Origin of the sequence: Halobacillus locisalis (assembly GCF_013694105.1) — a bacterium.
Lineage (GTDB): Bacteria > Bacillota > Bacilli > Bacillales > Halobacillaceae > Halobacillus > Halobacillus locisalis.
In genome coordinates this window covers 1,338,000-1,363,678 of the sequence record NZ_JACEFG010000001.1, presented here as the reverse complement: position 1 = coordinate 1,363,678, position 25,679 = coordinate 1,338,000, and the positions used below count along the sequence as shown (strand labels likewise).

Genomic DNA, 25,679 nt, shown 5'->3' with positions numbered 1-25,679 from the left:
GTTTTCGACAAAAAAACGTAAATTTTGTGTTGCAACACTAAAACGTGGTTGTTATAATTACAAATGTAGCAAAGAGGTTGGTTGTCAGACAACATATGCTTTGCAAGAATGGTTTATATGCGGGTGTAGTTTAGTGGTAAAACCTCAGCCTTCCAAGCTGATGATGAGGGTTCGATTCCCTTCACCCGCTCTTAGTCACTTCTGTAAGTAGTGGCGCTGTACTTATTTTTATACTATGTGAACAACGCAGTGTTTCGTTAATTGGGTAACGAAGCATTGCGTTTTTTATTGACTAAAAAAGGATAAACCTCTTAATGAGATACTTTTTGTAGGAGGGAAAACTATGCAGAAATTAGAGCAGCAATTGAAACAAATCGATGGTAAAAGTTATAAAGGATATAAAGGAATTCAAGGAACTTATCCGTTCCAGAAGTACACATTGAAAATCGATTACGTTCAGGGCGACCCATTTGCGGCGCCTTCTAAAATAAGAGTCATCGTACCTGATGATCAGAGGAAGATTCAATCAGAATGGAAAGAAACCAAGCGTAGACAAATCTATACGGAAGATCAGTTCACAAGAGCAGTTGCTCGTGCCATTCATAACAATGATCAATCTGTAAAAGGTTCAGGAAAGAGTGGTATGGTAGCCATTGATCAGCCAGGTCAGGAAATTCTCGAGAGAACAGCGGTGACCTTTGGCCCTGATGGAACAACGGTTTGTATGACCGTAGGGTTGCCTGCAAACGGGCGTCGGATCAATGGTAAACAAGCAGAGAAGTTGTTCTTCACGTTGATTCCTGAGATTATGGAACAATCCATTTTTTCTATAAAGAATCATACCTTGCATGCAGCAAGTCAGCTAGCCGATCAACACGATGCGATCTATGAAGAGATGGAGAAGAATGATTGGGTATCATTCGTCGCGGATGGTTCGATTTTGCCGAGAAAAAGTGGAGTAAGTAATCGACCTATGAAAGAAGCAGTGCCTTTCAAAAGCCCTGAAGAGAATCGTGTCTCCTTCTCCATCCCTCATCAAAAGGAACCGATTACAGGAATGGCTATGAAGAAGGGGATTGTATTGATTGTCGGAGGCGGTTATCATGGTAAAAGTACCCTCTTGAATGCCATCGAACGAGGGGTGTATCCTCATATAAAGGGAGACGGTCGTGAATACGTACTGACAGATCGCTCAGCGGTCAAAGTGCGAGCTGAGGACGGTCGTCATGTATCCTCAGTGGATATTTCACCTTTCATTAAGAACCTTCCTCATGGAACGGATACGAGCCGTTTCACAACAGAAAACGCAAGCGGAAGTACATCTCAGGCCACCAATGTAATGGAGGCTTTAGAAGCGGAAGCTGGGACTCTTTTGATTGATGAAGATACGAGTGCTACGAATTTCATGATTCGAGATGAAAGAATGCAGGAGCTAGTCGTAAAAGAGAAAGAACCGATTACGCCATTTATTGATAAAATCAAGCAAATGCGTGATGAACTTGATATTTCAACCATTATGGTGATGGGCGGATCTGGCGATTATTTTCAAGTGGCCGATGATGTCATCATGATGGATCAATATATTCCGGCTAATGCAACGATTCGTGCCAAAGACATTGCTCGCCGTTATCCAATGAACCGAAGCGAGATGTCTGAACCGACATTCGGATCCATTCCTCAGCGATCCTTTCTGCCGAATAGTTTAAAGACGAGAAAAGGTAAAAAGGAAAAAGTACAGGCTAAAGGTCAAGGTTTAATCATCATGGGGAGAACGGATATTGATTTATCTGATGTGGAGCAACTTGTGGATCCATCTCAAACCCGTTTCATTGCCGATCTCATTATGCATTTAGATAAAAAAGGACGGCTCAAAAAGGAACAGTCGCTAGCGAAACTGTTAGACGAACTAGAACGACAATTGGACGAGCAAGGATTAGCCTCTTTTGCACCATTTCAGAATCAACATCCAGGAGAGTTAGCCCGACCAAGGCGTTTTGAAATAGCGGCAACATTAAACCGTATTCGAACAGCAAAAGTGAAAGATTTAAGATAGAAAGGAGGGAGTCGGGGTGGATTTCCATCAGTTTAAAGAAGAAGTAATTGCGTACAGCAAAGAGATTGGCATTGATAAAATTGGCTTTGCCTCTGCCGATGTGTTCGGTGAACTCAAAGGACGTTTAATTCGACAACAAGAGTTAAGTTATCAATCAGGTTTTGAAAAAGGAAGCGTCGAAGAGCGAACGGAACCAGGGCGGTTAATGCCTGGAGCTCAATCGATTATCTCCATCGCCCTGGCCTACCCTTCTAAAATGCACGATGCACCTAGAAGTAAAAAAGGTGATCGACGTGGTATTTTTTGTCGAGCATCTTGGGGGCGGGATTATCATGACGTGCTGCGTGATCGCCTGAATAAGCTGGGTGCCTTTATCCAACAGCATTTCCCAGAAGTTGAAATGAAGTCAATGGTCGACACAGGAGAACTTTCTGACCGTGCTGTCGCGGAAAGGGCAGGAATTGGATTTAGCGGTAAAAACTGTGCCGTGATCACTCCTGAATTCGGATCATATGTATATCTAGGAGAAATTGTGACCAACATTCCGTTTGCGCCGGATGAACCGGTCGATGATAGTTGTGGAGACTGCAATATATGCGTTGACGCGTGTCCAACAGATGCCTTAGTACAAGGCGGCCAACTGAACGCGCAGAGATGCATTGCTTTTCTTACTCAAACGAAGGACTTCTTGCCGGATGAATTCCGGACGAAGATCGGGAACCGACTGTACGGATGTGACACATGCCAAACCGTCTGTCCAAAAAATCGTAAAAAAGATTTTCATTTACACGAAGAATTCGAGCCCGATCCTGAGGTTGTGAAACCAAAACTTATTCCACTACTTTCTATTTCCAATCGACAATTCAAAGAAACTTACGGTCCGATATCCGGTTCGTGGCGCGGGAAGAAACCGATTCAAAGAAACGCGATCATCGCACTTGCTCATTATAAAGATGAAACGTCAGTGGATGAGTTGGTTCGCTTGATGAAAGAAGATCCCCGCCCTGTTATTCGAGGAACGGCTGCGTGGGGACTTGGAAAAATTGGCAAAAAGGACTGTTATGAAGCTATTAAAGATGCTATGATCAAAGAGGAAGATTCACAAGTACTCGTTGAAATGGAAAAAGGGCTCCAATTCGAGTTCCAATAACCATTCATCATGCATGTAATAATAGACTCTAAGAATTTTGTAAGAGAAGGAGATGTCTATGAATCATCGGTCTTTCATGTACTATGACTCGTTCGAGACCCCTATAGGATCTATGACGGTTCTAGCTAATGATAGTGGGGTATGTCGTATTGATTTTGGCACGTATGAAGACCGTCTCGCCTCTTTTCAAGCATGGAAGAAGAAGCATCTTCTAAAAGGGGAATTGGTCTACGATCCAGAGCATCCCTATGTGAGCCAAACGAAGAAAGAGATGTTGCAATACTTTGAGGGTGAGAGAGATGAGTTTACCCTTCCTTTAAATTGCTATGGTACCGACTTTCAAAGAAAAACGTGGAGAACCCTTCTTCACGATATTCCATTTGGAGAGACGCGTTCTTATAAAGAAATTGCCACTGCCATGCACAGCCCTAAGGCGATTCGTGCTGTAGGTGGTGCCATCAATCAAAATCCGTTCTCCGTTGTTGTTCCGTGTCACCGTGTCATTGGAAGCAATGGGAAGCTGGTCGGATATGCTGGTGGATTAGAGAAAAAGCAGCAATTGTTAGACTTCGAGAAACAACGAACCATTGTAACCAATCAACCTTAACCGCCCTTCCCATCGGAAGAGCGGTTTTTTGTATGGAATGATTCTTTCCTTCATACGATGAAGGGAGGAGGGGAAGAAGTGAGCCTAACCTATCAACTTCAAAGATATTGGGAAGGAATTATAGATCGATTAATGGAACAGGAAGAGGAGATGTGGCTACAAAGGAAAGTGAGGGGGTTTACGGAACGTGGTGGGCACCTGCAGAGAATCACGTTTACCATCCAACCCTTTCATCGAAATGCCTATGGCCGTCATTCTTCCCTTCAGTATCTGTTAACCTTGACCTGTTTAATGAAAGAAGGGCGTAAGTTTTACTTGGAAGAGGGGATGTATAAAGGCACGGCTGCCTTCTTTGGAGAGGACTTGATTAAGCAAAATATCCAAACGGAGACAGCTCTTGAAACAGATGCACGGATGTCTTCTGACTTTGTGGAAAAGGAAGAGGAGGAACGTGAACCGTTCACCTATAACCGTAGGGAAGCCGTACGGTATGCAGAGCGTTGGTGGAACAGTTATAACCCAGCGTATAAACACTTTGATGTTGATTGCACAAATTACATTTCACAATGTTTGCGTGCCGGTGGTGCACCTATGTGGGGGGCACCGAACCGGTCAAAAGGGTGGTGGTATAGCGGGAATACTTGGAGCTATAGTTGGGCGGTCGCCCATGCCTTAAGATGGTATTTGAGTGGATCGAGACGAGGACTGACAGCGAGTGAGGTATCCTCGGCTGATCAACTTTCTTTAGGAGATGTCATCTGTTACGACTTTCAAGGGAATGGCCGGTTCGATCATAATACCATCGTAGTGAAGAAAAACAGCGATGGAATGCCTTTGGTCAATGCCCACACCTCCAATAGCCGTCACAGGTATTGGGCGTATGAAGACTCAACCGCCTACACACCCAATATTCAATATAAGTTTTTCCATATTGATGGTTGATGTGTATGATATAATAGCCTAGTTGACAAAGACTAGACTGAGGTGAAAATATGCCAAATCATATTGTATTATTTCAACCAGAAATCCCAGCCAACACGGGAAATATCGCTCGTACATGTTTGGCTACAGACTCTGAATTACATTTGATTCGTCCGCTCGGCTTTTCTACCGATGATAAAATGCTCAGGCGTGCAGGTTTAGACTACTGGCACGATGTGAAAATCCATTATTACGATTCGATTGATGAATTGTATGCGGCGTTTCCAGATGGCGAATATTATTATATCGAAAACTTCGGAACAAAATCGTATGCAGATTTTGATTTCAGTTCGACAGAAAGAGAGCTACTATTCATTTTCGGGCGGGAAAGTGACGGGATTCCAACATCTTTGCTCGAAGGGCTTGAAGATCAATGTTTACGCATCCCGATGACAGGACAAGTACGTTCATTGAATTTATCGAATACCGTTTCCATCATCTTGTTCGACGCTCTCAAGCAACAAGGGTTTCCGAATTTGATCAAATAGTATCAAAAGAAAAAACGCATCCACGAGGGATGCGTTTTTTATATTTGTGTGCTTTTCTTTGGTTTACCACCTTTGATGTCGTACCCTGCAGAGAAGATCGCTGACAAAAAGGCTAAGCTTACAAGGATGATCAATGTAAGATTCATGAACTATTTCCTCCTTTATCTACCAGACAAGTATGACTGATTTCATTATACCTTATTTCCAATGTGATGTGAATTGTTTGTCCATCTAATTTTATTCTCTACCCAAAGACACGTGCCCATACAAAGAACAGGACGGTGACATAGGTTGAAGAGTAGGTGAATAACCAAGAGTGAAATGGAGGCATAGGAATGAATCATTTTCCTTATCAACAACCGTATCCTTATGAAGACGGCTTCCGTGAAGACGATGAACGGTTCTTTTTCGGACCGTTCGCTGGAGGTTTACTTGGTGGGTTTCTAGGCGGTGCTATCGCTCCAGGGCTATATGGTGGCGGCGGATTCTATGGACCAAGACCTCCATACTACCGTCCTCCTTATTATGGTGGCTATTATGGCGGTGGAGGCTACTATGGCCGTCCTCCGTATGGTGGTTTCTGGTAAACAAAACAATCCCCTCTGAAGGCTCTCCTTCAGAGGGGATTTCGTTATTTGCTTATAAGGCTTATTGTTGATACCTTCTAGTGGTTTCCGTTGCATTGTGTAGCGTTTGAAGGGCCGGGAAATGACTCGCTTTCCGAGGGCATGTGGTGAGCTTCCTCAGGCTTCGCCTTGCGGCATCTCACCGATCATGTACATCCCACAGGAGTCTCGCCATTTCCCGGCCCTTCTTACTTTTATTAGGAGAACGAAAACTTCGGCCATGCTGGTTCACTTCACATAAAAGTCATGTGTGCGAAAATCTTGATACATAACACACCGCGTTGAGGGTTCGTTCTTCTCCATGTCGGAAGGGGTGGTTTTGAAACAGCGAGACTCCCGCGGGAGAAGGACCTAGGCGATACCCCACAGGGAGTGCAACGACCGAGGAGGCTCGGCGGCTCCCCCGCAGGAAAGAGAGTTGTTTCAAAACCACCCCTATTCTTAATAAGATGACGAACCCTGAACATCTTGAGAATGATTGTTCAGGGTTCTGATTGATTAGAAGTTTGTTGTATCTAATTCCTCGCCTTGGGATTCATATCCCTTCATGTACTTGATTCTGCGCTGAGCAGATGTGGCATTTACCTGTTCGTCTGCGTGGTAAGAAGAACGTACCATAGGACCCGCTTCGCAGTGGCTGAAGCCTTTTTCTAATGCGATTCGCTTAAGTTCTTCGAATTCATCCGGATGATAGTAGCGCTCAACATTCAGATGCTTTTTGGTCGGCTGGAGGTATTGTCCAATCGTCATAATGTCAACATTATGGGCGAGAAGGTCATCCATAGCCTGAACAATTTCTTCTTTGGTTTCCCCGAGCCCCACCATAAGGCTTGATTTCGTCGGCGTGTTTGGACGGATTTCTTTCACGCGGCGCAATAGCTCAAGAGATCGGTCGTACATCGCTCTTGCACGTACTTTCTTGGTTAAGCGGCGAACGGTTTCAATGTTATGGTTGAAAATATCTGGTTCACCGCTCATTAATGTATGAAGGCTGTCATAGTCGCCTTTCATATCAGAAGGGAGGATTTCTACTGTACATCCTGGTACACGGTTACGAATGGCTTTTACCGTTTCAGCAAATACGGCAGCGCCTCCGTCGTTCAAGTCATCACGAGCGACGGCTGTTACGACAACGTGCTTCAGTCCCATGATTTCAACAGAATCGGCAACACGTTCCGGCTCGCCCCAGTCCAATTCATTCGGAAGGCCTGTTTTCACAGCACAGAAACGACATCCTCGTGTACAAGTATCTCCTAGAATCATGAACGTTGCCGTTTTTCTCTCACTCCAGCATTCGTGGATGTTCGGGCAACGGGCTTCTTCACAGACGGTGTTCAACTTTTTGTCGCGCATCAATTTCTTTAAGCCGGTGTAAGATTTGTTTGTATTGATTTTGATTTTCAGCCAGTCCGGCTTTCTTATGTATTCCTCTTTTTTAGCCATGTGATTTCCACTCCTTAGTTATCTTGAGTAATTCCACTCGTCTGAACGGTACCGTTGTTCTGCAATGGCTTCGACTTCCTGCCACTGTTCATCAGAGAGTTCGAAAGGCTCCAAGTGGATGTCTAGCCCTTTCTCAAACCCTTTTTTGAATGCATGCTTCGTGTCATTAAACGTAATAGGCGTTTCAAGGATTTGGTTGATCGCAACAGCTTTATCACTGAAAGCGCGACGGGCCCGTTCTTTTATTCGCTCATTTTTATATATGAACATATCAAAGAGCTTTACATCATCGACGTCAATCGGGATAGAACCATGCTGTAATATGATTCCTTTTTTTCTTGTTTGTGCGCTCCCTGCAGCTTTTTTCCCTTCTACAATCAATTCATACCATGAAGGCTCCTCGAAACAGACGGCAGATCCTGTTGTACCGAGCTTCTCTTCAGGAACAGCGAATTCTGCTTTGATCCCAAGTTCCAGAAAGCCTTCCAACAGGCCACGTGAGATGACGAGGTAAGCGTCTTTAACAGAGGCTGGCATCGCTTCATGCTCTTCTGAAACAATTACACTATAAGTCAGTTCTTTGTCATGCAAAACAGCTCGTCCTCCTGTTTGCCTGCGGACGAGTTCATAACCATGATGCTTGATTCCTTCTAGATCGATCTTCCCTTTTACTTTTTGGAAATACCCAACAGATAATCCTGCTGGTTCCCATCCATAAAAGCGAAGGACGGGAGGGATGTTCCCTTGGCGATGCCAATTCATGAGAGCTTCATCCAAAGCCATGTTCATAGCTGGTGTGCAATGCCCAGAATCGACATAATACCATGTTTCCATTTACAGTCCTTCTTTCTTATGTGCTTTATTGTGTTAAAATGTTCAAAACAATTCTAACAAGCAGATGATTCCATGTCAAAAAATGCTAAAGGGTACGAAAGTAGAACCCTAAATAAAGATTTTGCTGTATATATGCAAGTAAGACTATAATAGGAATATGTATTATAAAAGAGGAGGATAGCGATGAACCAGACGCTTTTATCCAGTCTTTTGTTTTTTATCAGTTCAGCCATTTGGGCGATTCTCGCTTTCTTTTTCGATGACTACAGGTGGCTCAATATTGTATTGTTCATCATTTTTCTAGTGATGGGCATGTCACAAAGGAAAAAATACCAAGAAGGAAGAGAAGAGGACTAATCATAATCGATTAGTCTTTTTTTTGTGCCTGCTTGTCCGTCCCCACAATGAAATGCAGCTGTTAAAACCCCCATCGCTCATCTAAACTACACATGTTTTGTCTCGGAAGGGCATAGGATATATAAATTTCGTCTATTAGGACGGGGGAGGTCTAGCAAAGTGGACATTTTAAGAAAAATACAAGACCACCGTGAACAAGAAGAGGAATTGAAATGGGAAGGTACATTCGCGGAGTACTTAGAGCTTTTGAAAGAACGCCCTTATTTAGCACAATCTGCACATTCCCGTGTTTATAATATGATCAAAAGTGCGGGAGTTGTAGAAGAACATGATCATAAGAAATACAAGTTCTTCGATGATGACATTTATGGCTTGGATGAAGCGATGGAGAGGTTAGTAGAAGAATACTTCCACCCGGCTGCTCGCAGATTAGATGTTCGAAAACGTATCTTATTGTTGATGGGGCCTGTCAGTGGTGGTAAATCAACATTGGTGAATCTAATGAAAAGAGGGCTTGAAAAATACTCACACACAGATGAGGGGGCTGTCTTTGCCATTAAAGGATGCCCGATGCATGAAGACCCTCTCCATTTGATTCCTCAGCACTTACGTGGTGAGTTTCAAGAAAACTACGGCATCCGTATTGAAGGGAACCTGTCACCTCTGAATACGATGAGGGTGGAGAAAGAGTACGATGGACGTATTGAAGATGTCCTTGTTGAACGCATCTTTTTCTCAGAGGATAAACGTACAGGCATTGGTACCTTCAGCCCATCAGATCCGAAGTCTCAGGATATTGCCGATTTAACTGGATCGATCGATTTCTCTACCATTGCTCAATACGGGTCAGAATCTGATCCACGTGCCTACCGATTTGACGGAGAATTAAATAAAGCGAACAGAGGCATTATGGAATTTCAGGAGATGCTGAAGTGTGATGAGAAGTTTTTGTGGCACTTACTCAGTTTAACGCAGGAAGGCAACTTCAAAGCTGGCAGGTTCGCGCTCATCAGTGCAGACGAATTGATCATCGCCCATACGAACGAAGCGGAATATAAATCGTTTATCGCCAACAAGAAAAACGAGGCCTTGCATTCACGTATGATTGTTATGCCGGTTCCTTATAACTTGAAGGTGAGTCAAGAGGAACGGATCTATGAGAAGATGATTCGAGAAAGTGACATTCGTAATGTTCATATCGCGCCACATACGTTACGAGTTGCAGCGATGTTCACGATTTTAACTCGATTGAAAGAGTCGAAGAAGGCTTCCATAGACGTTCTTAAGAAAATGCGTCTTTACGATGGTGAGATTCTAGAAGGATTCAGCGATGTAGATGTGGAAGAACTGAAGAAAGAGCATGCGGATGAGGGAATGAGTGGAATTGACCCTCGTTACGTCATTAACCGTATTTCTTCCACTATTATTAAGAAAGAGCTGACGTCGATCAACGCGTTAGATGTTTTACGATCGTTAAAGGATGGACTCGGAAGTCATGCCTCGATTTCAAAAGAGGATCAAGAACGGTATCTGGACTTCATTTCGCTTGCTAGAAAAGAATACGATGACCTGGCGAAGAAGGAAGTTCAGAAAGCGTTCGTATATTCATACGAAGAGTCTGCTGTAACGTTAATGGATAATTATCTCGATAATGTTGAAGCCTATTGCAACAAAGCGAAGCTAAGAGACCCTCTCACCGGAGAAGAACTCAATCCGGATGAACGCTTGATGCGATCGATTGAAGAGCAGATTGGTGTGTCGGAGAATGCAAAGAAAGCGTTTCGTGAAGAAATCCTCATTCGGATTTCCGCCTATGCGCGTAAAGGCAAGAAGTTCGATTACCAGTCCCATGAACGGTTACGCGAAGCGATTCAGAAAAAGCTATTCGCTGATTTGAAAGATGTTGTCAAAATTACAACATCAACGAAAACGCCAGATGAGCAACAGCTTAAGAAAATCAATGAAGTCGTCGCAACACTAGTGGATGAGCATGGGTATAACTCGAGCTCAGCCAATGAATTATTGAAGTATGTCGGAAGCCTGCTTAACCGATAAATCATGACCTTTTGATCCACTATTCCGCTAAGGGATAGTGGATCAACTGTGTTATAATAGCAAAAAAATGAAATGCAGGTGAGAAGATGGCGAGAAGTTATTATGCAATCATAGATGTCGGCTCGAACACAATGCGCTTGGTGATTTACTTAAAAGACAAGAGTGGACGTTTACGAGAAGTAGAGAATGTAAAAGCAGTGGCTCGTCTTCGCAATCATTTGCTAGAAAATGGCGACCTTTCTGAAGAGGGGATCCGTATTCTGATTACAACACTAAGAAGCTTCAAAGAAGTGGCCGGATCCTATAGCTTAGAAGAAATGGTGTGTGTAGCAACGGCGACGATTCGTCAGGCAGAGAACCAAGAAACAATCATAAGAAGTGTATCAAACGAGACAGGTTTCGATATGCGGATACTATCTGAGCATGAAGAAGCGTATTACGGCTATTTGGCGGTGGTCAATTCGACGGCCGTACAAGAGGGGATAACGGTTGACATCGGTGGTGGTAGTACGGAGATTACATATTTCAAAGGCCGCAAGCTTATAGAGTCGCACAGCTTTCCTTTCGGTGCCTTGACGCTTAAACAGGATTTCTTTAAGAAAGACTTACCTACAGAGGAAGAGTTCTATAAGTTGAGGAAGTATCTATTGGAAGAGTTTAAATCATTGCCTTGGTTGCGTGAGAAGAACATTCCGCTTATAGGTATAGGCGGAGGAGCTCGAAATTTGGTGCAGATTGATCAGAACTTAAAAGAATATCCATTAGCTGGCCTTCATCAATATAAGATGAAGGATAGTGATCTTTCCTTCATCAAAAATTATCTCTTTACACTTTCTATGAAGAAGATTCAAAAAGTGGAAGGGTTGTCAAAAGATCGTGCTGACATCATATTACCGGCAACAGAGGTCTTCCATTCGTTGTATGACACCGTAGAGGCTGATGGGTTTATTCTGAGTCGAAAGGGTCTAAGGGATGGCGTGTTTTATGAACAATTAACAAAAGATATGGGGACATCTGTCTTTCCTGATGTTCTAGAAGAAAGTATTCATGAACTTGTCAGTGATTATGACTTGAACATCAAGCATATCTCTCACGTCCAACATTTAGCCCACCAACTGTTCCACCAGCTTCATGCAAAAGGGCTTGGGTCTCTGAAGAAAAATGATTGGCTGGAAGTGAAAAGGGCAAGCTATGTCTTTAATTTGGGTGACTATATTGACAGTGAAGCAAGTTATCAACACACGTTTTATCTGTTAGCAAACCGCACCATTGATGGGCTTATGCATATGGAGCGTTTACGACTCGCTTTACTAGCTTCGTTCAAGAATAAAACCGTATTCAAGCAATTTTTGCAACCCTATAAGAAATGGTTTTTAAAAGATCAACGGAAAAAGCTACGATTGCTAGGTGCGTTATTGAAATTCTGCTATAGCTTGGACAGCACACGAAGACATACGGTTCAAGACTTAAATGTTGCGAGTCATGATGGTGTCCTTCATATTACTTTATATTGTCAAGGAGAGTGGATGCCTGAGGAATACCAGGCTGAAAAGCAGAAAAAACATTTAGAAAAGTCATTAAAGAGGAATATTGAACTATCTTTTGTGGAACGAGAAGTAGGGGAGTAAAGTATTTTAAAGATAAATTTACAAACCTTTAATATCTCGTTAATGTTGGCGTTATACTGACATACTATGGTGATGGTAGATTACTTTGTGAAGGGTGTTGAAATATGTCGACAGAACAAAAGATGCAGGAATTAGATAATCCACTATTTTATAATAACCGTGAATTGAGCTGGCTTGCCTTTAACGAACGTGTATTAGAGGAAGCGCTTGATATGGACAACCCTTTACTAGAGCGACTTAAATTCTTAGCGATTTGTTCATCGAATCTTGATGAATTTTTCATGGTCCGCGTAGCAGGATTGAAAGACCAGGTGAAAGCCGGGTTCAATAAACCGGAGAATAAAGCGGGTTTGACACCTAAGCAGCAACTATCAAAGATTGCAGAGATCAATCATGAAATAGTACGCAAACAATACGACTCCTACCAGGCAATGAAACCAGAACTTGAAGGAGAAGATATTTCCTTATTATCGATGGAAGACCTGACAAAAGAAGAGATTGCCCGACTGGAGTCATACTTCGATGAAGAAATATTTCCTGTTTTAACCCCGATGGCTGTGGATGCATACCGTCCATTCCCAATGTTATTAAATAAATCAATCAACTTGGCTGTTGTTATAAAAGACGCTTTAGATCCAACGGATAACGAAACGAAAACGGCTATCGTACAAGTTCCGGCCGTACTGGATCGTTTCGTAGAAGTGGGGCATGATCATAAGTGCCAGTACGTATTACTCGAAGAAATCATCAGTCATTTTATTTCTAAATTGTTTAAAGGCTATCAAGTGAGGTCCATCACGGAATTCCGCATCACAAGAAATGCGGATATGACGATCCACGAAGAGGGTGCACGTGATCTTCTGAAAGAGATTGAGAAAGAACTGAAGAAGAGAAAATGGGGAGCGGCTGTCCGCTTAGAAGTGCGTAGCGAGAAGTATGATGAGAAGGTGGTTTCGTTCCTTCTTAAAGTATTGGAGATTCATAAAGATGACTTATACATCACAAATGGTCCCCTGGACTTGACCTTCTTGTTTAAGTTCCATAAGACCCTTGCTGATCTTAAAGATCATTTGACATATGAAACGCTTATGCCGCAACCTCCAAGGGATTTGGAGGGGGAAGAGGATATCTTTGAAGCTATCGAGAAGGGCGATGTATTCCTCCATCACCCATACGAATCGTTTGAGCCGGTAGTCGATTTTGTCGCGGAGGCTGCCGATGACCCGTACGTTCTAGCCATTAAACAAACGCTCTATCGGGTCAGTGGTGACTCTCCGATTATTGATGCGTTGAAGAGAGCGGCTGAAAAAGGCAAGCAGGTTACAGTCCTTGTTGAATTGAAGGCTCGTTTTGACGAAGAAAACAACGTTCAGTGGGCCAAGGAACTGGAAAAAGCAGGGTGTCATGTAATCTATGGTATGACTTACTTGAAAACACATAGCAAGATTACATTGGTTGTCAGAAAGAAACATGAGAAAATTGAGCGTTTCGTCCACTTAGGGACAGGGAACTATAATGACCAGACCGCATCTCTTTACACCGATATGGGTGTGATTACAGCCCGTAGAAAGTTCGGCATTGATGCGACTGACTTTTTCAATTATTTAAGTGGTTTCACAGAAAAACCGAAGTATCATCATTTATCTATGGCTCCATTTGATATTCGTAATGACTTTATTCGGTACATGAACAATGAAATTCGCTTCCATAAGCAGCACGGAAACGGAAGAATCATTGCAAAAATGAATTCATTAACGGACAAAAATTTAATCATGAAACTCTATGAAGCTTCTCAAGCGGGGGTGAAGATTGATTTGATTGTTCGGGGCATTTGCTGCCTTCGACCAGGAATCAAAGGAATCAGCGACAACATCCGTGTACGAAGCATTGTAGGACGTTTCCTAGAGCATAGTCGCATTTACTACTTCCACCACAACGGCGATGATCGAATATTCCTTTCTTCAGCTGATATGATGACCCGCAACATGGTAAAGCGTGTGGAACTGATGTTTCCTATTCACGAACCTGCCATTAAGAGTCGCTTGCAAAAGATTTTATCTGTGATGCTAAATGACAACGTCAAAGCAAGAGAACAACAGAATGATGGTCAGTATCGTTATGTTGAAGTCCCGCCAAATACGCCAAAGATCAATAGTCAGATGAAGCTATTTGATATGGCTTACCGCGTTTTAGAAGATGAGGAATAACAAGATCATAGCAATTTACTGTAAAAAGTAAAAAGGCGTACCCACTGGTGCGTCTTTATTGTTATAATGAAACTGTTGATTAATGAAAAAAAATTGCGAAATATGTTGAACACGTAAGCGTTTCAATTCTATAATAGTACTTGGACTTGGAAACGTTTTCGAGGAAACAATAGCCAACTACTACTTGGGGGTATTACACGTGTCTAAACAAGGCTCCAATGAAAAATTCTGGGAAAATTTCCATGGCCCCAATATGGGGTACATTGAAGAACAATATGAACAGTATGAGAACGATCCTAGTACCGTCGATCCTTCCTTGAAGGACTTATTCGATGAGCATGGCGCTCCAGACTGGGTAGAAACAGGTTCAGTAGCAGAAGGTAATGGATCGGCTATGCCGTCCCAAACGGATATTGCAAAGATCACCTCAGCATACAAACTTGTTGAGGCTGTTCGTCGTCATGGTCACCTGCAGGCTGAAATTTACGCAGTAGGTAGTTATGAAAGGGAGCCAACAAATTTATTGGACTTAGAAACATACGGGTTAACCGAAAAGGACCTCGAACAAATGCCGGCCGAGTGGGTTTGGCCTGATTCTCCATTAAAGCTGGAGAATGCTTTGCAAGTGGTCCGTACATTAAAAGAAAAATATGCAGGCACAATCTCCTTCGAATATGGTCATGTCAATAATGAAGAAGAGAGAAAGTGGTTGCAGGATAAAATCGATTCAGGTACGTTCCAAGTATCACTCACGGACGAAGAGAAGAGACAATTATTGCGCAGACTGGCTCAGGTTGAAGGGTTTGAAAACTTCTTAGCTAAAACCTTTGTTGCACAAAAACGTTTCTCGATCGAAGGTTTAGATGTCATGGTTCCTATGTTGGACCACATGATTCAGTCGGCGTCTTCTGATCAAATCAAACATATTATGATGGGAATGGCCCACCGCGGTCGTCTCAACGTTTTGGCTCATATTTTAGGGAAACCATATGACCGAATTTTCTCTGAGTTCCATCATTCACCAGATAAAGAGCTGATTCCATCTGAAGGGTCAACAGGCATCAACTACGGATGGACTGGCGATGTAAAATATCACTTCGGTGCAAGAAGAGACATTGATAACGGGGAGCAATCGGCTACCCAAGTCACTCTGAGTCACAATCCGTCTCACTTGGAGTACGTCAATCCTGTCGTGGAAGGATTCACAAGAGCTGCTCAGGATGACCGTACAAAAGCCGGTTATGCCCAAATGGATCGCGATGAAGCGTTTGGTGTATTGATTCATGGTGACGCAGCTTTCATCGGTGAAGGAGTCGTAGCGGAGACATTGAACATGAGTGACCTGCCTGGTTATCGTACAGGTGGAACGGTTCATATCATCGCGAACAACTTGGTCGGATTTACGACCAACCGTAAACATGGGCGTTCGACCCGTTATGCCAGCGACTTGGCAAAAGGGTTTGAAATTCCTATTCTACATGTGAATGCAGACGACCCGATCGCGTGTATGTCAGCGATGTCGCTGGCTTATGAATATCGTAAAAAGTTCCATAAAGATTTCCTTGTTGACCTCGTGGGATATCGTCGTTTTGGACATAACGAAATGGATGAACCGCGTGCAACACAACCAAGGTTATACAGCGAAATTGATGAGCATCCTACAGTCGCTGCTTTATTTGCAGAACAACTGGAGAAAGAATCGGTTGTAGGAGAGAATGCACTTAATGAAATCAAAGAAGAAATTGAAAATGATCTTCGTGATATTTATAACAATATGAACGAGCACGAAACCGCGGCACCTGACGTAAAAGAACGTCCGAGCGGTGTAGAAAGCACCTTAGATGAAATTGAGACCGCTGTCGATATCGATCGACTGCGTGGATTGAACGAAGGCATGCTCAAACGCCCGGAAGGATTCAACGGCTTCAAGAAATTGGAGAAGATTCTGCAGCGCCGTAGCAAGATGCTTGATGATGGAGGACAAGTCGATTGGGCAACAGCAGAAGCTTTAGCTTTTGCCTCGATTTTGGAAGAAGGCCAACCGATCCGTATCACTGGACAGGATACAGAGCGTGGTACATTCGCCCATCGTCACCTTGTTCTTCATGATGTTGAAACAGGCGATACTTATTGTCCATTGCACGGCATTGAACAAGCGAATGCTTCATTTGATATACACAACAGTCCGTTATCTGAAGCGGGGGTAATCGGCTTTGAATACGGTTATAGTGTACAAGCTCCTGAAGCGCTTGTTCTTTGGGAAGCACAATTTGGTGATTTCGCAAACGCTGGACAAGTGATTTTCGATCAGTTTGTTTCGGCTGGTCGAGCAAAATGGGGAGAAAAATCAAATATGGTATTCTTGCTTCCTCATGGCTATGAAGGGCAAGGACCGGAACACTCCAGTGCACGTCTCGAGCGATTCCTTCAAATGGGAGCAGAGCACAACTGGACGGTTGCCAATGTGACGTCTTCTGCTCAATACTTCCACTTGTTGCGTAGACAAGCAGCAATAAGTAATAAAGAAGAGGCGCGCCCTCTCGTCTTAATGACGCCGAAGAGTTTGTTGCGTAATCAACGAGTGGCGGTTGACGGAGAGCAGTTCAGTAACGGTAAGTTCCAGCCGATATTGAAACAACCAGGGTTGACTTCAAAAACTAAAAAAGAGAAAGAAAAAGTGAAAACACTTCTCCTTGGCAGCGGGAAAATCATGGTAGAGATTGAAGACACTGTTGAAAAAGCAGAACAATCTTTTGAGACCATCGATGCAGTAAGGATTGAACAAATCTACCCGTTCCCTGAAGATAATCTAGCTGGGATTCTAGAGTCCTATCCAAATGTAGAGGAACTTGTCTGGGTACAGGAAGAACCTCAAAACATGGGGTCTTGGTATTACGTAGAAGGCATCCTGCACAAATTGTTGAAAGAAAATCAAATTCATCGTTATGTAGGACGACCTCATCGTGCATCTCCTTCTGTAGGGGAACCGAACATTCATAAAACAGAACAAAATCGTATTATTCGTGAAGCGCTACAGATGTCCAAAGGAGGAAATTCAAATGAAGGAAATTAAAGTTCCTGAATTAGCTGAATCCATAACAGAAGGTACTATTGCTGAATGGCTAGTCAAGAAAGGTGATCAAGTTGAAAAGGGAGACCCTATTCTTGAATTAGAAACAGATAAGGTCAACGTCGAGGTCAATGCAGATGCTGGCGGAGTCATCTCTGAACTTCTAAAAGAAGAAGGAGACGACGTCGAAGTGGGCGATGTGATTGCAAAAGTCGATGAGAATGGAGAAGCAGGAAACTCTGATGATGATTCTGAAGAAGAGTCCTCTGAAGAAGAAACCTCCTCTAAAGCAAAAGAAGAAAAGCAAGAACAACCTAAACAAGAAGATCAACCGAAACAACAAAAAGAAGATAAAGATGAGAAGTCAGAAGAGAAGTCTTCTTCTGATAGTCAACAAAAAGACGTCATTGCCACTCCAGCGGCTCGTAAGCGTGCACGAGAGCTTGGCATAGACTTGAGTGAGATTTCTGCTCGTGATCCATTAGGAAGAATCCGTCCAGAAGACGTGGATGCGGCAGCTAAAGGTGGAGACAAGAAAGAAGAGAAGAAAAAAGAAGCACCTAAGAAAGAGAAAAAGCAAGATCAATCAAATGAGAAAACCGAGTTTGAGAAACCTGTGGAGCGTATCAAGATGTCGCGTCGCCGTCAGACGATTGCTAAGCGTTTGGTTGAAGTGCAACAAGAGGCTGCTATGCTGACAACCTTCAACGAAGTCGATATGACAAACGTGATGAACCTGCGTAAAGAACGTAAAGAAACGTTTTTAAACAAACATGATGTGAAGCTTGGATTCATGTCATTCTTCACAAAAGCCGTTGTAGGGGCTCTTAAAGAATTCCCGTTATTGAACGCAGAAATCCAGGGCAACGAGATTGTCCAGAAGAAATTCTACGATATTGGTATGGCGGTTTCAACAGAGGAAGGATTAGTTGTACCCGTTGTCCGTGATGCGGATCGTTTAAGCTTCGCTGGAATTGAGAAAGGAATTATGGATGTAGCGACAAAAGCTCGCAACAAAGAATTGCAGCTAGAAGACCTTCAAGGTGGTTCATTTACGATTACCAATGGTGGTATCTTCGGTTCGATGCTATCCACACCAATCTTAAATTCACCACAGGTCGGGATTTTAGGTCTACACAACATTGAGAAACGTGCTGTCGTGATGCCGGACGATACGATTCAAGCTCGTCCAATGATGTATATCGCTTTATCCTATGATCACCGTATTGTCGATGGCAAGGATGCTGTGCAGTTCCTCCGTCGAATTAAAGAGATGATTGAAGATCCATATGATCTACTGCTAGAAGGTTAATCACTAACCCCGTCAAATCACCGATTTGACGGGGTTTTATTTTGCAATATTAAATGCTATGCAAGAATCGGGCAGATTTGAGGAAGGTCTGATTTCGAGATGTTAAGGTCCTTTCGCAAATATTAGAAACTTGAGGAGGGAGGAAGACCTCAATTCAGACTTTTATTCAAGCCATTCGGACAACAGATGCACGAAATCAGATATTCATCTGCACATTTCGGACAAGTGACCTTCTATATCGGACATTCTTTTCTGATTCGGACAAGAGACGCACTTTATCGGACATTTGCTCAGCCTATTGGGACAGATTGCACACATTTCCTTACCCTCCTCAAAATACTGCGCGGTAAGGGCTCTGTTTCTAGTTGTCCAAACGTACCTTTCTTAAAGAATGTATCCGAGCGCTGAATGAAACTTTTCCTCAATCACTATCATAAGGTGATTGGGGTTTTTTATAGAACGCTTAAATGGTCAGAATATTTAGATAAAAGAGCACACTTATGACGATATGTTTCATCCATTGACGTGGACCTGCATACGATAGAGTAATACTCGCTTAGGAGGGAGAAATATCATGGATGAAGAGAAAAGTTTTGTTATCGCCGAAGACGACTGGTCCCTCCACAGGAAAGGCTATGACGATCAGAGGCGACATCAAGAAAAAGTCAAGGATGCCATGAATAAGCAGTTACCTGATTTGATTACGGAAGAGAACATTGTGATGTCGAATGGTAAGCGTGTAGTTAAAATACCAATCCGTTCACTTGATGAATATAAAATCCGTTACAACCATGAAAAGAACAAACATGCGGGTCAAGGCGAAGGTGACAGCCAGGTTGGGGATGTCGTTGCTCAAGATCCAAATGCCAAGAAAGGTAAACCGGGGGACGGGGATGGAGCTGGAGATCAGGCAGGGGAAGACTATTATGAAGCAGAAATCTCACTTGCCGAATTGGAAGAGGCTTTTTTCAAAGAGTTGACGCTCCCGAACTTAGATGAAAAAGAAAAAGATAATATTATCAGTACAGACATTGAGTTTAGTGATATCCGTAAAACTGGATTAACTGGTAATATTGATAAGAAGCGCACAATGCTAGAAGCTTACAAGCGGAATGCGCTGGGTGGCGAGGCGTCCTTTGCGCCGATTTATCCGGAAGATATTCGCTTCAAGACATGGAATGAAAAAACCAAACCTGAATCTAAGGCTGTTGTCATCGCAATGATGGATACGAGTGGAAGCATGGGACAATGGGAAAAATATATGGCACGCAGCTTCTTTTTCTGGATGAACCGATTCCTGAATCGAAATTATGAAACCGTTGATATTGAATTCATTGCTCACCACACACAGGCGAAAGTCGTCAATGAACATGATTTCTTCTCTAAAGGCGAAAGTGGGGGTACGATTTGTTCCTCCGCTTATAGAAAAGCATTGGAGTTGATTGAGACCAAATATTCACCAGAACGCTATAATATTTATCCTTTTCACTTCTCAGATGGCGATAACTTAACATCAGATAACAAACGGTGCTTAGGATTAATCGAACAGTTGATCGAAGTTTCACAAATGTTCGGGTATGGGGAGGTCAACCAATATAATCGATCATCGAGTTTGATGCAAGCGTATAAATCCATCGATCATCCGAAGTTCAGGCATTATATCTTGAAAAGAAAAGCAGATGTGTTCCATGCTATGAAAGAGTTCTTTAGTGAAGAAGAACAAGAGGTGTTCAGTTAAAGGTAGAGTAAGCCGAGCGGCATATGCTGCTCGGCTTTTATTATGTCTGATAAATGATATAGGTGTAGATGAGGATGCTGATTCGGACAATTAACCGATCTACTCGGACAAGAATCGAGTTAAATCGGACATCCACTCAGGCTCCGGACAAGGGACGTAAGATATCGGGCATTTATTGCTCATTCGGACAAGAGTACCGCTTTTTCAGACATCAGCTCCGTTTATTTAGGACAGGGGAAACCTTTTCTTCGGACTCTGTTCACCAAACTTACTTACATAGAAGCCTTGAGCAAAGCACAGTCTTCGTGCCCCTGTTATAATAGTAAAACAGAAAGATACAAAGGGGTACGGACTATGATACAAGAAATTCTCCAATCGAATCAGTTCATTATGCTAGTAGCACTATTACTTATTGCCAGTGTCGTTGTAACGAAGTTCTCTTCGCGATTAGGTGTACCATCTCTGGTGTTGTTTATTGCCGTCGGCATGATCGTCGGAAGTGATGGTCTTGGGTTTATCTACTTCGACAATGCAGAAATCGCTCAGCTTGTTGGTGTGTTTGCTTTAATTGTCATTCTGTTTGAAGGTGGTATGCAGACGAAGTGGCAGGATATACGACCTGTCATCGCACCTTCGATTTCTCTTGCTACTGTAGGGGTCATCTTGACAACATCGATTGTGGCGGTTGCGGCAAAATTTGTATTACAACTTTCTTGGTTTGAAGCATTTCTCGTAGGGGCTATCATCGGTTCTACAGATGCAGCAGCCGTTTTTGCTGCATTGAAAGGAAAAAATATTAAGGGGAATTTAGAGGCGACACTTGAAGCAGAATCCGGAACAAACGACCCGATGGCTGTATTTTTAACCATCAGTTTTATACAATTGCTCACCTTTGATCAAGTAAACATATGGGGACTCGTGGGATCGTTCTTCTGGCAGATGGGGGCTGGACTTGTTGTTGGTCTTGGTATCGGGTACATAGCTAGTTTCGCTTTGAATCGCATTAATTTAGATTCGAGTGGCCTATACCCTCTATTTGCTTTAAGCTTTGCCTTTTTAGCTTATAGTGCCAGTTCTCTCATACAAGCGAGTGGCTTGCTTGCTGTCTATGTGGCCGCCGTATTAGTAGGCAATTCTGAACTTGCTTACCGTTACTCTATTCTTCGTTTCCATGAAGGGTTTGGTTGGATGGCTCAAATCTTGATGTTCATCATTTTGGGGCTGTTCGTCTTTCCGACCGAAGTCTTTCGTCCTTCTGTCATGTTTGACGGTTTAGTCATTGCGCTTGTCCTGATCCTTGTTGCTCGACCGTTAGCAACCTTCATTAGTTTAGTAGGATTTGGTTTTACGCCAAAAGAGAAGGTTTTTCTATCTTGGGCAGGTTTGCGGGGTGCGGTACCCATCGTATTAGCTATTTTCCCGATGCTCGCCGGGGTAGAGAATAGCCAAGTGATTTTCAACGTCGTGTTCTTTACTGTTTTGACCTCAGCACTTGCTCAGGGTTCTTCTATTACATGGGTAGCTGAACGTTTCCAACTGGTTTCCGATAAGTTGACGAATCCTATTCATTCGTTGGAGTTGATCTCAATCGGCAAAGCGAATGTAGAGATGATGGAATTTGAAGTTGTTGAGAATAACCGAATTGTTGGTAAGAAGTTAGAGGATATGGAGCTTCCGGATAGAGCCCTGATCAATGCCATTATCCGAGAAGGCGACGTCATCACACCTTATGGGCAAACAGAAATCAAAGCAGGGGATACTCTTTACATTCTTGTTTCCCGGAAGAACAAAAAAGAACTGAAAGAACTGCTGGAAGCTGTAAAAGAAGAGAACGAAAAAAGCCGAGCTTAAGGCAGCTCGGCTTTTCTCGTAGCAGCTATGATATTTTTGGTGAATCGCTATGATATGAAGAATACATTTACTATTATAGGGAATCGAAATAATTTTGTAAACCTTTACTAACGAAAAAGAGAAATATTTACTAGTTCTTTACATCTGATTGAATGGAAGGAGAGGAATAATTGTGAAGTGTGCTGACTTCCTATACAATAAGAACACTAGGAGGGATGAACGGTGAATAAGAAAATAGGATTTATCGGGTGTGGTCAAATGGGCCAAGCTATGATTCAAGGCATGATCAGTGCGGAGATCGTGAAGCCTGGCGAAATAGCGGCAACAGCTTTATCTGATGAGACGATTGACTTTGTCACAGATGAACTGGGAATTGAAATATCTACAGACAATAAGAAATTGGCAAGAGAAAGCGATTTGCTCTTCTTGGCCGTTAAACCTTATGTCTATCAAGGTGTTATTCAGCAAATAAGAGAAGAAGTTACAGACGATACCGTGGTGATCACGATTGCCGCAGGAATTACACTCGATCAAATGAAAGAAGCGTTTGATAAGAATGTGAAAGTCATCCGCTCCATGCCGAACACACCATCACTAGTTGGTGCAGGGATGAGTGTTTTATGTCCGAATGATTTCGTGACAAAAGAAGAGCTTGCAGAGGTAATGGAGGTATTCGAAAGCTTTGGAGAGGCGGAAGTCATTGATGAGAGCCTTATGGACGCCGTCCCTGCTGTCAGTGGATCATCACCAGCGTTTGTGTATATGTTCATCGAAGCGATGGCAGATACAGCGGTTCAGCAAGGTTTTCCAAGAGACAAAGCATATAAACTCGCTTCTCAAGCCGTTCAGGGTGCTGCGAAAATGGTCCTTGAAACAGGAAAGCATCCTGGTGAATTGAAAGATGCCGTGTGTACCCCGGGTGGAGTAACGATTGAAGGGGTCAATACGCTTGAGCAAACGGGGTTGCGTAGCTCCATCATTCAAGCAATGAATGCATGTACCAAGCGTTCGAAAGACTTATCTAGCGGTCAATGATAGGTAAGCCAGGTAGGGGCGATTGTTCATGCCTGGCTTTTTTGAAACCCAAGTCGGGTTACATACGTATGAAGTAGCTAAGGATAGAGGTGGTCAAGAATGATGGAGGAACCAGCCCGTCAAATATCGAGAAGGGCGTTAACATTATGGCGCATTTACGGCATGATTCAGTTTGCTATCACATTCGTTGTCAGTGCAGCGTTGATTGTGGCCATTGTGCGCTGGGAATGGCCGATATGGATCATGTGGGTTGCAGCTGCCATTCTCGTATTGGAACTGATATTTTCAGTGTGGCTTCTGCCGTCTCTTAAATGGAAGCGGTGGCGCTACGAAGTCACAGAACAGGATGTCGAATTGCAGCATGGAATTCTTTTAATTACAAAGACTTTAGTACCGATGGTTCGTGTACAACATGTTGATACGGAACAAGGTCCATTATTAAGGAAATTCCGTTTAGCCACCATCAGTATTTCAACGGCAGCTACGGTACATAAAATACCGGCCCTGGATGAACAAGAAGCGGAAGAGTTGCGCCAATCCATTTCAGCGTTAGCAAGGGTGGCGGAAGACGATGTTTGAACCGAAACGATTACACCCGATTTCTGCCGTCATTAATTTTGTCAAAGGTTTAAAAGACGCGGTATTACCTTTAGTGGCCATTGTCTTTTTGAACGGTGGATTCACCAGTGGTTCTATAGAATGGATACCGATTCTCGTCTCCGCTGGTGTGCTGCTTTTGATTCTAGCGAGTGGTTTTATCAGATGGTTACGATTTACGTATCGGATGGAAGAAGGGGAGCTTAGAATCGAGTATGGGCTATTCTTCAGAAAGAAACGCTACATTCCTATTGATCGAATCCAAAGTTTGAACTTCTCAGAGGGGATTTTTCACCGGCCTTTTCAACTCGTCAAAGTAGATGTAGAAACGGCTGGATCATCTGGGAATGAGAAATCAGAAGCGGAACTTACGGCGATTAGAAAAGAAGAGGCAGAGCAGTTAGAAGAAATGATTCATGAGTATAAACAAGAGAAGTGGACACCCGCCGAAGAAGAAACAGACGAATCTTCCACCGAAGAAGTTCGTGAGAAAGTGTACGAGATGAAGATGAAAGAAATAATCCTAATGGCTATCACCTCAGGTGGTGCGGGAGTTGTATTATCCGGTGTAGGGGTGTTTTTCTCCCAAGTGATGGAGGCCCTGCCACTGGGAGCGATTTATCAGGAGGTTGTCGATTGGATTCAAATCGGCGTTCTCGTCGTTGCCTTCACAGCGATCCTGATTCTTGTTATTGCCTATGGAATATCTATTCTCCTAACCATCGGTCGATACGCGAACTTCACGGTGTTTCTCCAAGATAACGACCTTGTCATTACAAGAGGTTGGTTAGAAAAGAAACAAATGACGATCCCACTGAACCGGATCCAAGGTCTTAGAATTGATGAAAACTTAATTCGACAGCCTCTCGGATACGCTTCAGTAACCATCATCAGTGCTGGCGGCTCGCTTTTGCAAAGTGATGAGAACCAACTCCGTTTGTTACCTTTTATAAAAAAAGCTGAGATTGCTGGTGTCATGAGAAACATCGTAGAAGAGTATGATCTGGATATTGAATTGAGTAGGCCTCCAAAGCGGTCACTGCCTAGATATATCATTCGTCAGTCGTGGCTTTTCTGGTTGGCATCCATTCCGACTAGTATCATATTCTTTCCGCTCGGCTTGCTAAGCCTGCTTGTGGCAGCTGCAGCATCTTTCCTTGGTTGGATTGGGTACTATGATGCTGGGTGGAATATTTCAGAGAGGCAGATGACTTTGCGAAGTCGATCCCTCATCAAACAAACGTTCATTATGAAAAAGCACCGTATACAAGCGGCTTCAATGACTCAAACGATTTTACAAAAGCGGATTCGACTGGGAAGCGTGAGAGTATCGCTGAAGTCTGGGGCTGGTGGAGCGGTTGCTCATTGTTACTATTTAAATGAAGAGACGGTTGGTGATATGTTGGACTGGTATCAGCCTGATCAGAAAATAAGAAGGTGAAGTGGAGATTCCATCCACTTCACCTTCTTATTTTATCAATGGTGATTTCCGTTACATTGAGTAGCGTTTGAAGGGCCGGGAAATGACTCGCTTTCCATGGGCATGTGCTGAGCTTCCTCAGGCTTTGCCTTGCGGGATCTCACCAATCATGTGCATCTCATAGGAGTCTCGCCATTTCCCGACCCTTCTTGCTTTTATGAGGCGAA

Annotated in this window: 19 protein-coding genes and 1 tRNA gene; 18 read left to right on the top strand and 2 right to left on the bottom strand. The window is 43.2% G+C overall.

The window, feature by feature from the left end:
• Nucleotides 1-119: 119 nt before the first annotated feature.
• The 7 genes from H0266_RS07125 (at nt 120) to H0266_RS07095 (ending at nt 5,866) form a co-directional block, all read left to right on the top strand.
• Nucleotides 120-190 (top strand) — tRNA-Gly (locus tag H0266_RS07125).
• Between the two features lie 153 nt (nt 191-343).
• Nucleotides 344-2,053, top strand: coding sequence for an ABC-ATPase domain-containing protein (locus tag H0266_RS07120; protein ID WP_181471665.1), 1,710 nt, complete (start codon nt 344-346; stop codon nt 2,051-2,053).
• 16 nt (nt 2,054-2,069) lie between these two features.
• On the top strand, nt 2,070-3,203 hold the full coding sequence (gene queG / locus H0266_RS07115; RefSeq protein ID WP_181471664.1) for a tRNA epoxyqueuosine(34) reductase QueG: 1,134 nt from the start codon (nt 2,070-2,072) through the stop codon (nt 3,201-3,203).
• A 58-nt stretch (nt 3,204-3,261) separates the two neighbouring features.
• On the top strand, nt 3,262-3,810 hold the full coding sequence (locus H0266_RS07110; protein ID WP_181471663.1) for a methylated-DNA--[protein]-cysteine S-methyltransferase: 549 nt from the start codon (nt 3,262-3,264) through the stop codon (nt 3,808-3,810).
• Nucleotides 3,811-3,888: 78 nt separating this feature from the next.
• On the top strand, nt 3,889-4,752 hold the full coding sequence (locus H0266_RS07105; RefSeq protein ID WP_343063226.1) for an amidase domain-containing protein: 864 nt from the start codon (nt 3,889-3,891) through the stop codon (nt 4,750-4,752).
• 50 nt (nt 4,753-4,802) lie between these two features.
• Entirely contained in the window at nt 4,803-5,279 is a 477-nt protein-coding gene (locus H0266_RS07100) for a tRNA (cytidine(34)-2'-O)-methyltransferase (protein ID WP_181471662.1), read from the top strand.
• A gap of 335 nt (nt 5,280-5,614) precedes the next feature.
• Entirely contained in the window at nt 5,615-5,866 is a 252-nt protein-coding gene (locus tag H0266_RS07095) for a hypothetical protein (protein ID WP_181471661.1), read from the top strand.
• A gap of 537 nt (nt 5,867-6,403) precedes the next feature.
• Here the strand turns inward: H0266_RS07095 and lipA are convergent.
• Together lipA and H0266_RS07085 are read right to left on the bottom strand one after the other, a co-directional pair.
• Complete coding sequence (gene lipA, locus H0266_RS07090) at nt 6,404-7,348, bottom strand: lipoyl synthase (RefSeq protein ID WP_181471660.1); 945 nt, start codon at nt 7,346-7,348, stop codon at nt 6,404-6,406.
• 18 nt (nt 7,349-7,366) lie between these two features.
• Nucleotides 7,367-8,182, bottom strand: coding sequence for a lipoate--protein ligase family protein (locus H0266_RS07085; RefSeq protein WP_181471659.1), 816 nt, complete (start codon nt 8,180-8,182; stop codon nt 7,367-7,369).
• 183 nt (nt 8,183-8,365) lie between these two features.
• Between H0266_RS07085 and H0266_RS07080 the strand changes: the two genes are divergently transcribed.
• The 11 genes from H0266_RS07080 (at nt 8,366) to H0266_RS07030 (ending at nt 25,473) form a co-directional block, all read left to right on the top strand.
• Nucleotides 8,366-8,539: a hypothetical protein gene (locus H0266_RS07080; RefSeq protein WP_181471658.1), complete on the top strand. Its 174-nt coding sequence runs from the start codon at nt 8,366-8,368 to the stop codon at nt 8,537-8,539.
• A 159-nt stretch (nt 8,540-8,698) separates the two neighbouring features.
• Nucleotides 8,699-10,594 carry a PrkA family serine protein kinase gene (locus H0266_RS07075; protein WP_181471657.1) on the top strand — a complete coding sequence of 632 codons (1,896 nt, stop codon included), beginning with the start codon at nt 8,699-8,701 and terminating at the stop codon, nt 10,592-10,594.
• Nucleotides 10,595-10,680: 86 nt separating this feature from the next.
• Nucleotides 10,681-12,222 (top strand): exopolyphosphatase, encoded by a 1,542-nt coding sequence (ppx, locus tag H0266_RS07070; RefSeq protein WP_181471656.1) that lies wholly within the window; start codon nt 10,681-10,683, stop codon nt 12,220-12,222.
• A 104-nt stretch (nt 12,223-12,326) separates the two neighbouring features.
• Nucleotides 12,327-14,429 carry an RNA degradosome polyphosphate kinase gene (locus H0266_RS07065; RefSeq protein ID WP_181471655.1) on the top strand — a complete coding sequence of 701 codons (2,103 nt, stop codon included), beginning with the start codon at nt 12,327-12,329 and terminating at the stop codon, nt 14,427-14,429.
• Nucleotides 14,430-14,682: 253 nt separating this feature from the next.
• Nucleotides 14,683-17,502 (top strand): 2-oxoglutarate dehydrogenase E1 component, encoded by a 2,820-nt coding sequence (locus H0266_RS07060; protein ID WP_220127204.1) that lies wholly within the window; start codon nt 14,683-14,685, stop codon nt 17,500-17,502.
• Nucleotides 17,489-18,811: a 2-oxoglutarate dehydrogenase complex dihydrolipoyllysine-residue succinyltransferase gene (gene odhB, locus H0266_RS07055; RefSeq protein ID WP_181471653.1), complete on the top strand. Its 1,323-nt coding sequence runs from the start codon at nt 17,489-17,491 to the stop codon at nt 18,809-18,811. Before H0266_RS07060 ends, odhB begins: the two co-directional genes overlap by 14 nt.
• A 574-nt stretch (nt 18,812-19,385) precedes the next feature.
• Nucleotides 19,386-20,549, top strand: coding sequence for a sporulation protein YhbH (gene yhbH, locus H0266_RS07050; RefSeq protein ID WP_181471652.1), 1,164 nt, complete (start codon nt 19,386-19,388; stop codon nt 20,547-20,549).
• Nucleotides 20,550-20,903: 354 nt separating this feature from the next.
• Nucleotides 20,904-22,400: a potassium/proton antiporter gene (locus H0266_RS07045; RefSeq protein ID WP_181471651.1), complete on the top strand. Its 1,497-nt coding sequence runs from the start codon at nt 20,904-20,906 to the stop codon at nt 22,398-22,400.
• Between the two features lie 222 nt (nt 22,401-22,622).
• On the top strand, nt 22,623-23,435 hold the full coding sequence (proC, locus tag H0266_RS07040; RefSeq protein WP_181471650.1) for a pyrroline-5-carboxylate reductase: 813 nt from the start codon (nt 22,623-22,625) through the stop codon (nt 23,433-23,435).
• Between the two features lie 99 nt (nt 23,436-23,534).
• On the top strand, nt 23,535-24,014 hold the full coding sequence (locus tag H0266_RS07035) for a PH domain-containing protein (protein WP_181471649.1): 480 nt from the start codon (nt 23,535-23,537) through the stop codon (nt 24,012-24,014).
• Nucleotides 24,007-25,473 (top strand): PH domain-containing protein, encoded by a 1,467-nt coding sequence (locus tag H0266_RS07030; protein ID WP_181471648.1) that lies wholly within the window; start codon nt 24,007-24,009, stop codon nt 25,471-25,473. Before H0266_RS07035 ends, H0266_RS07030 begins: the two co-directional genes overlap by 8 nt.
• Nucleotides 25,474-25,679 lie beyond the last annotated feature (206 nt).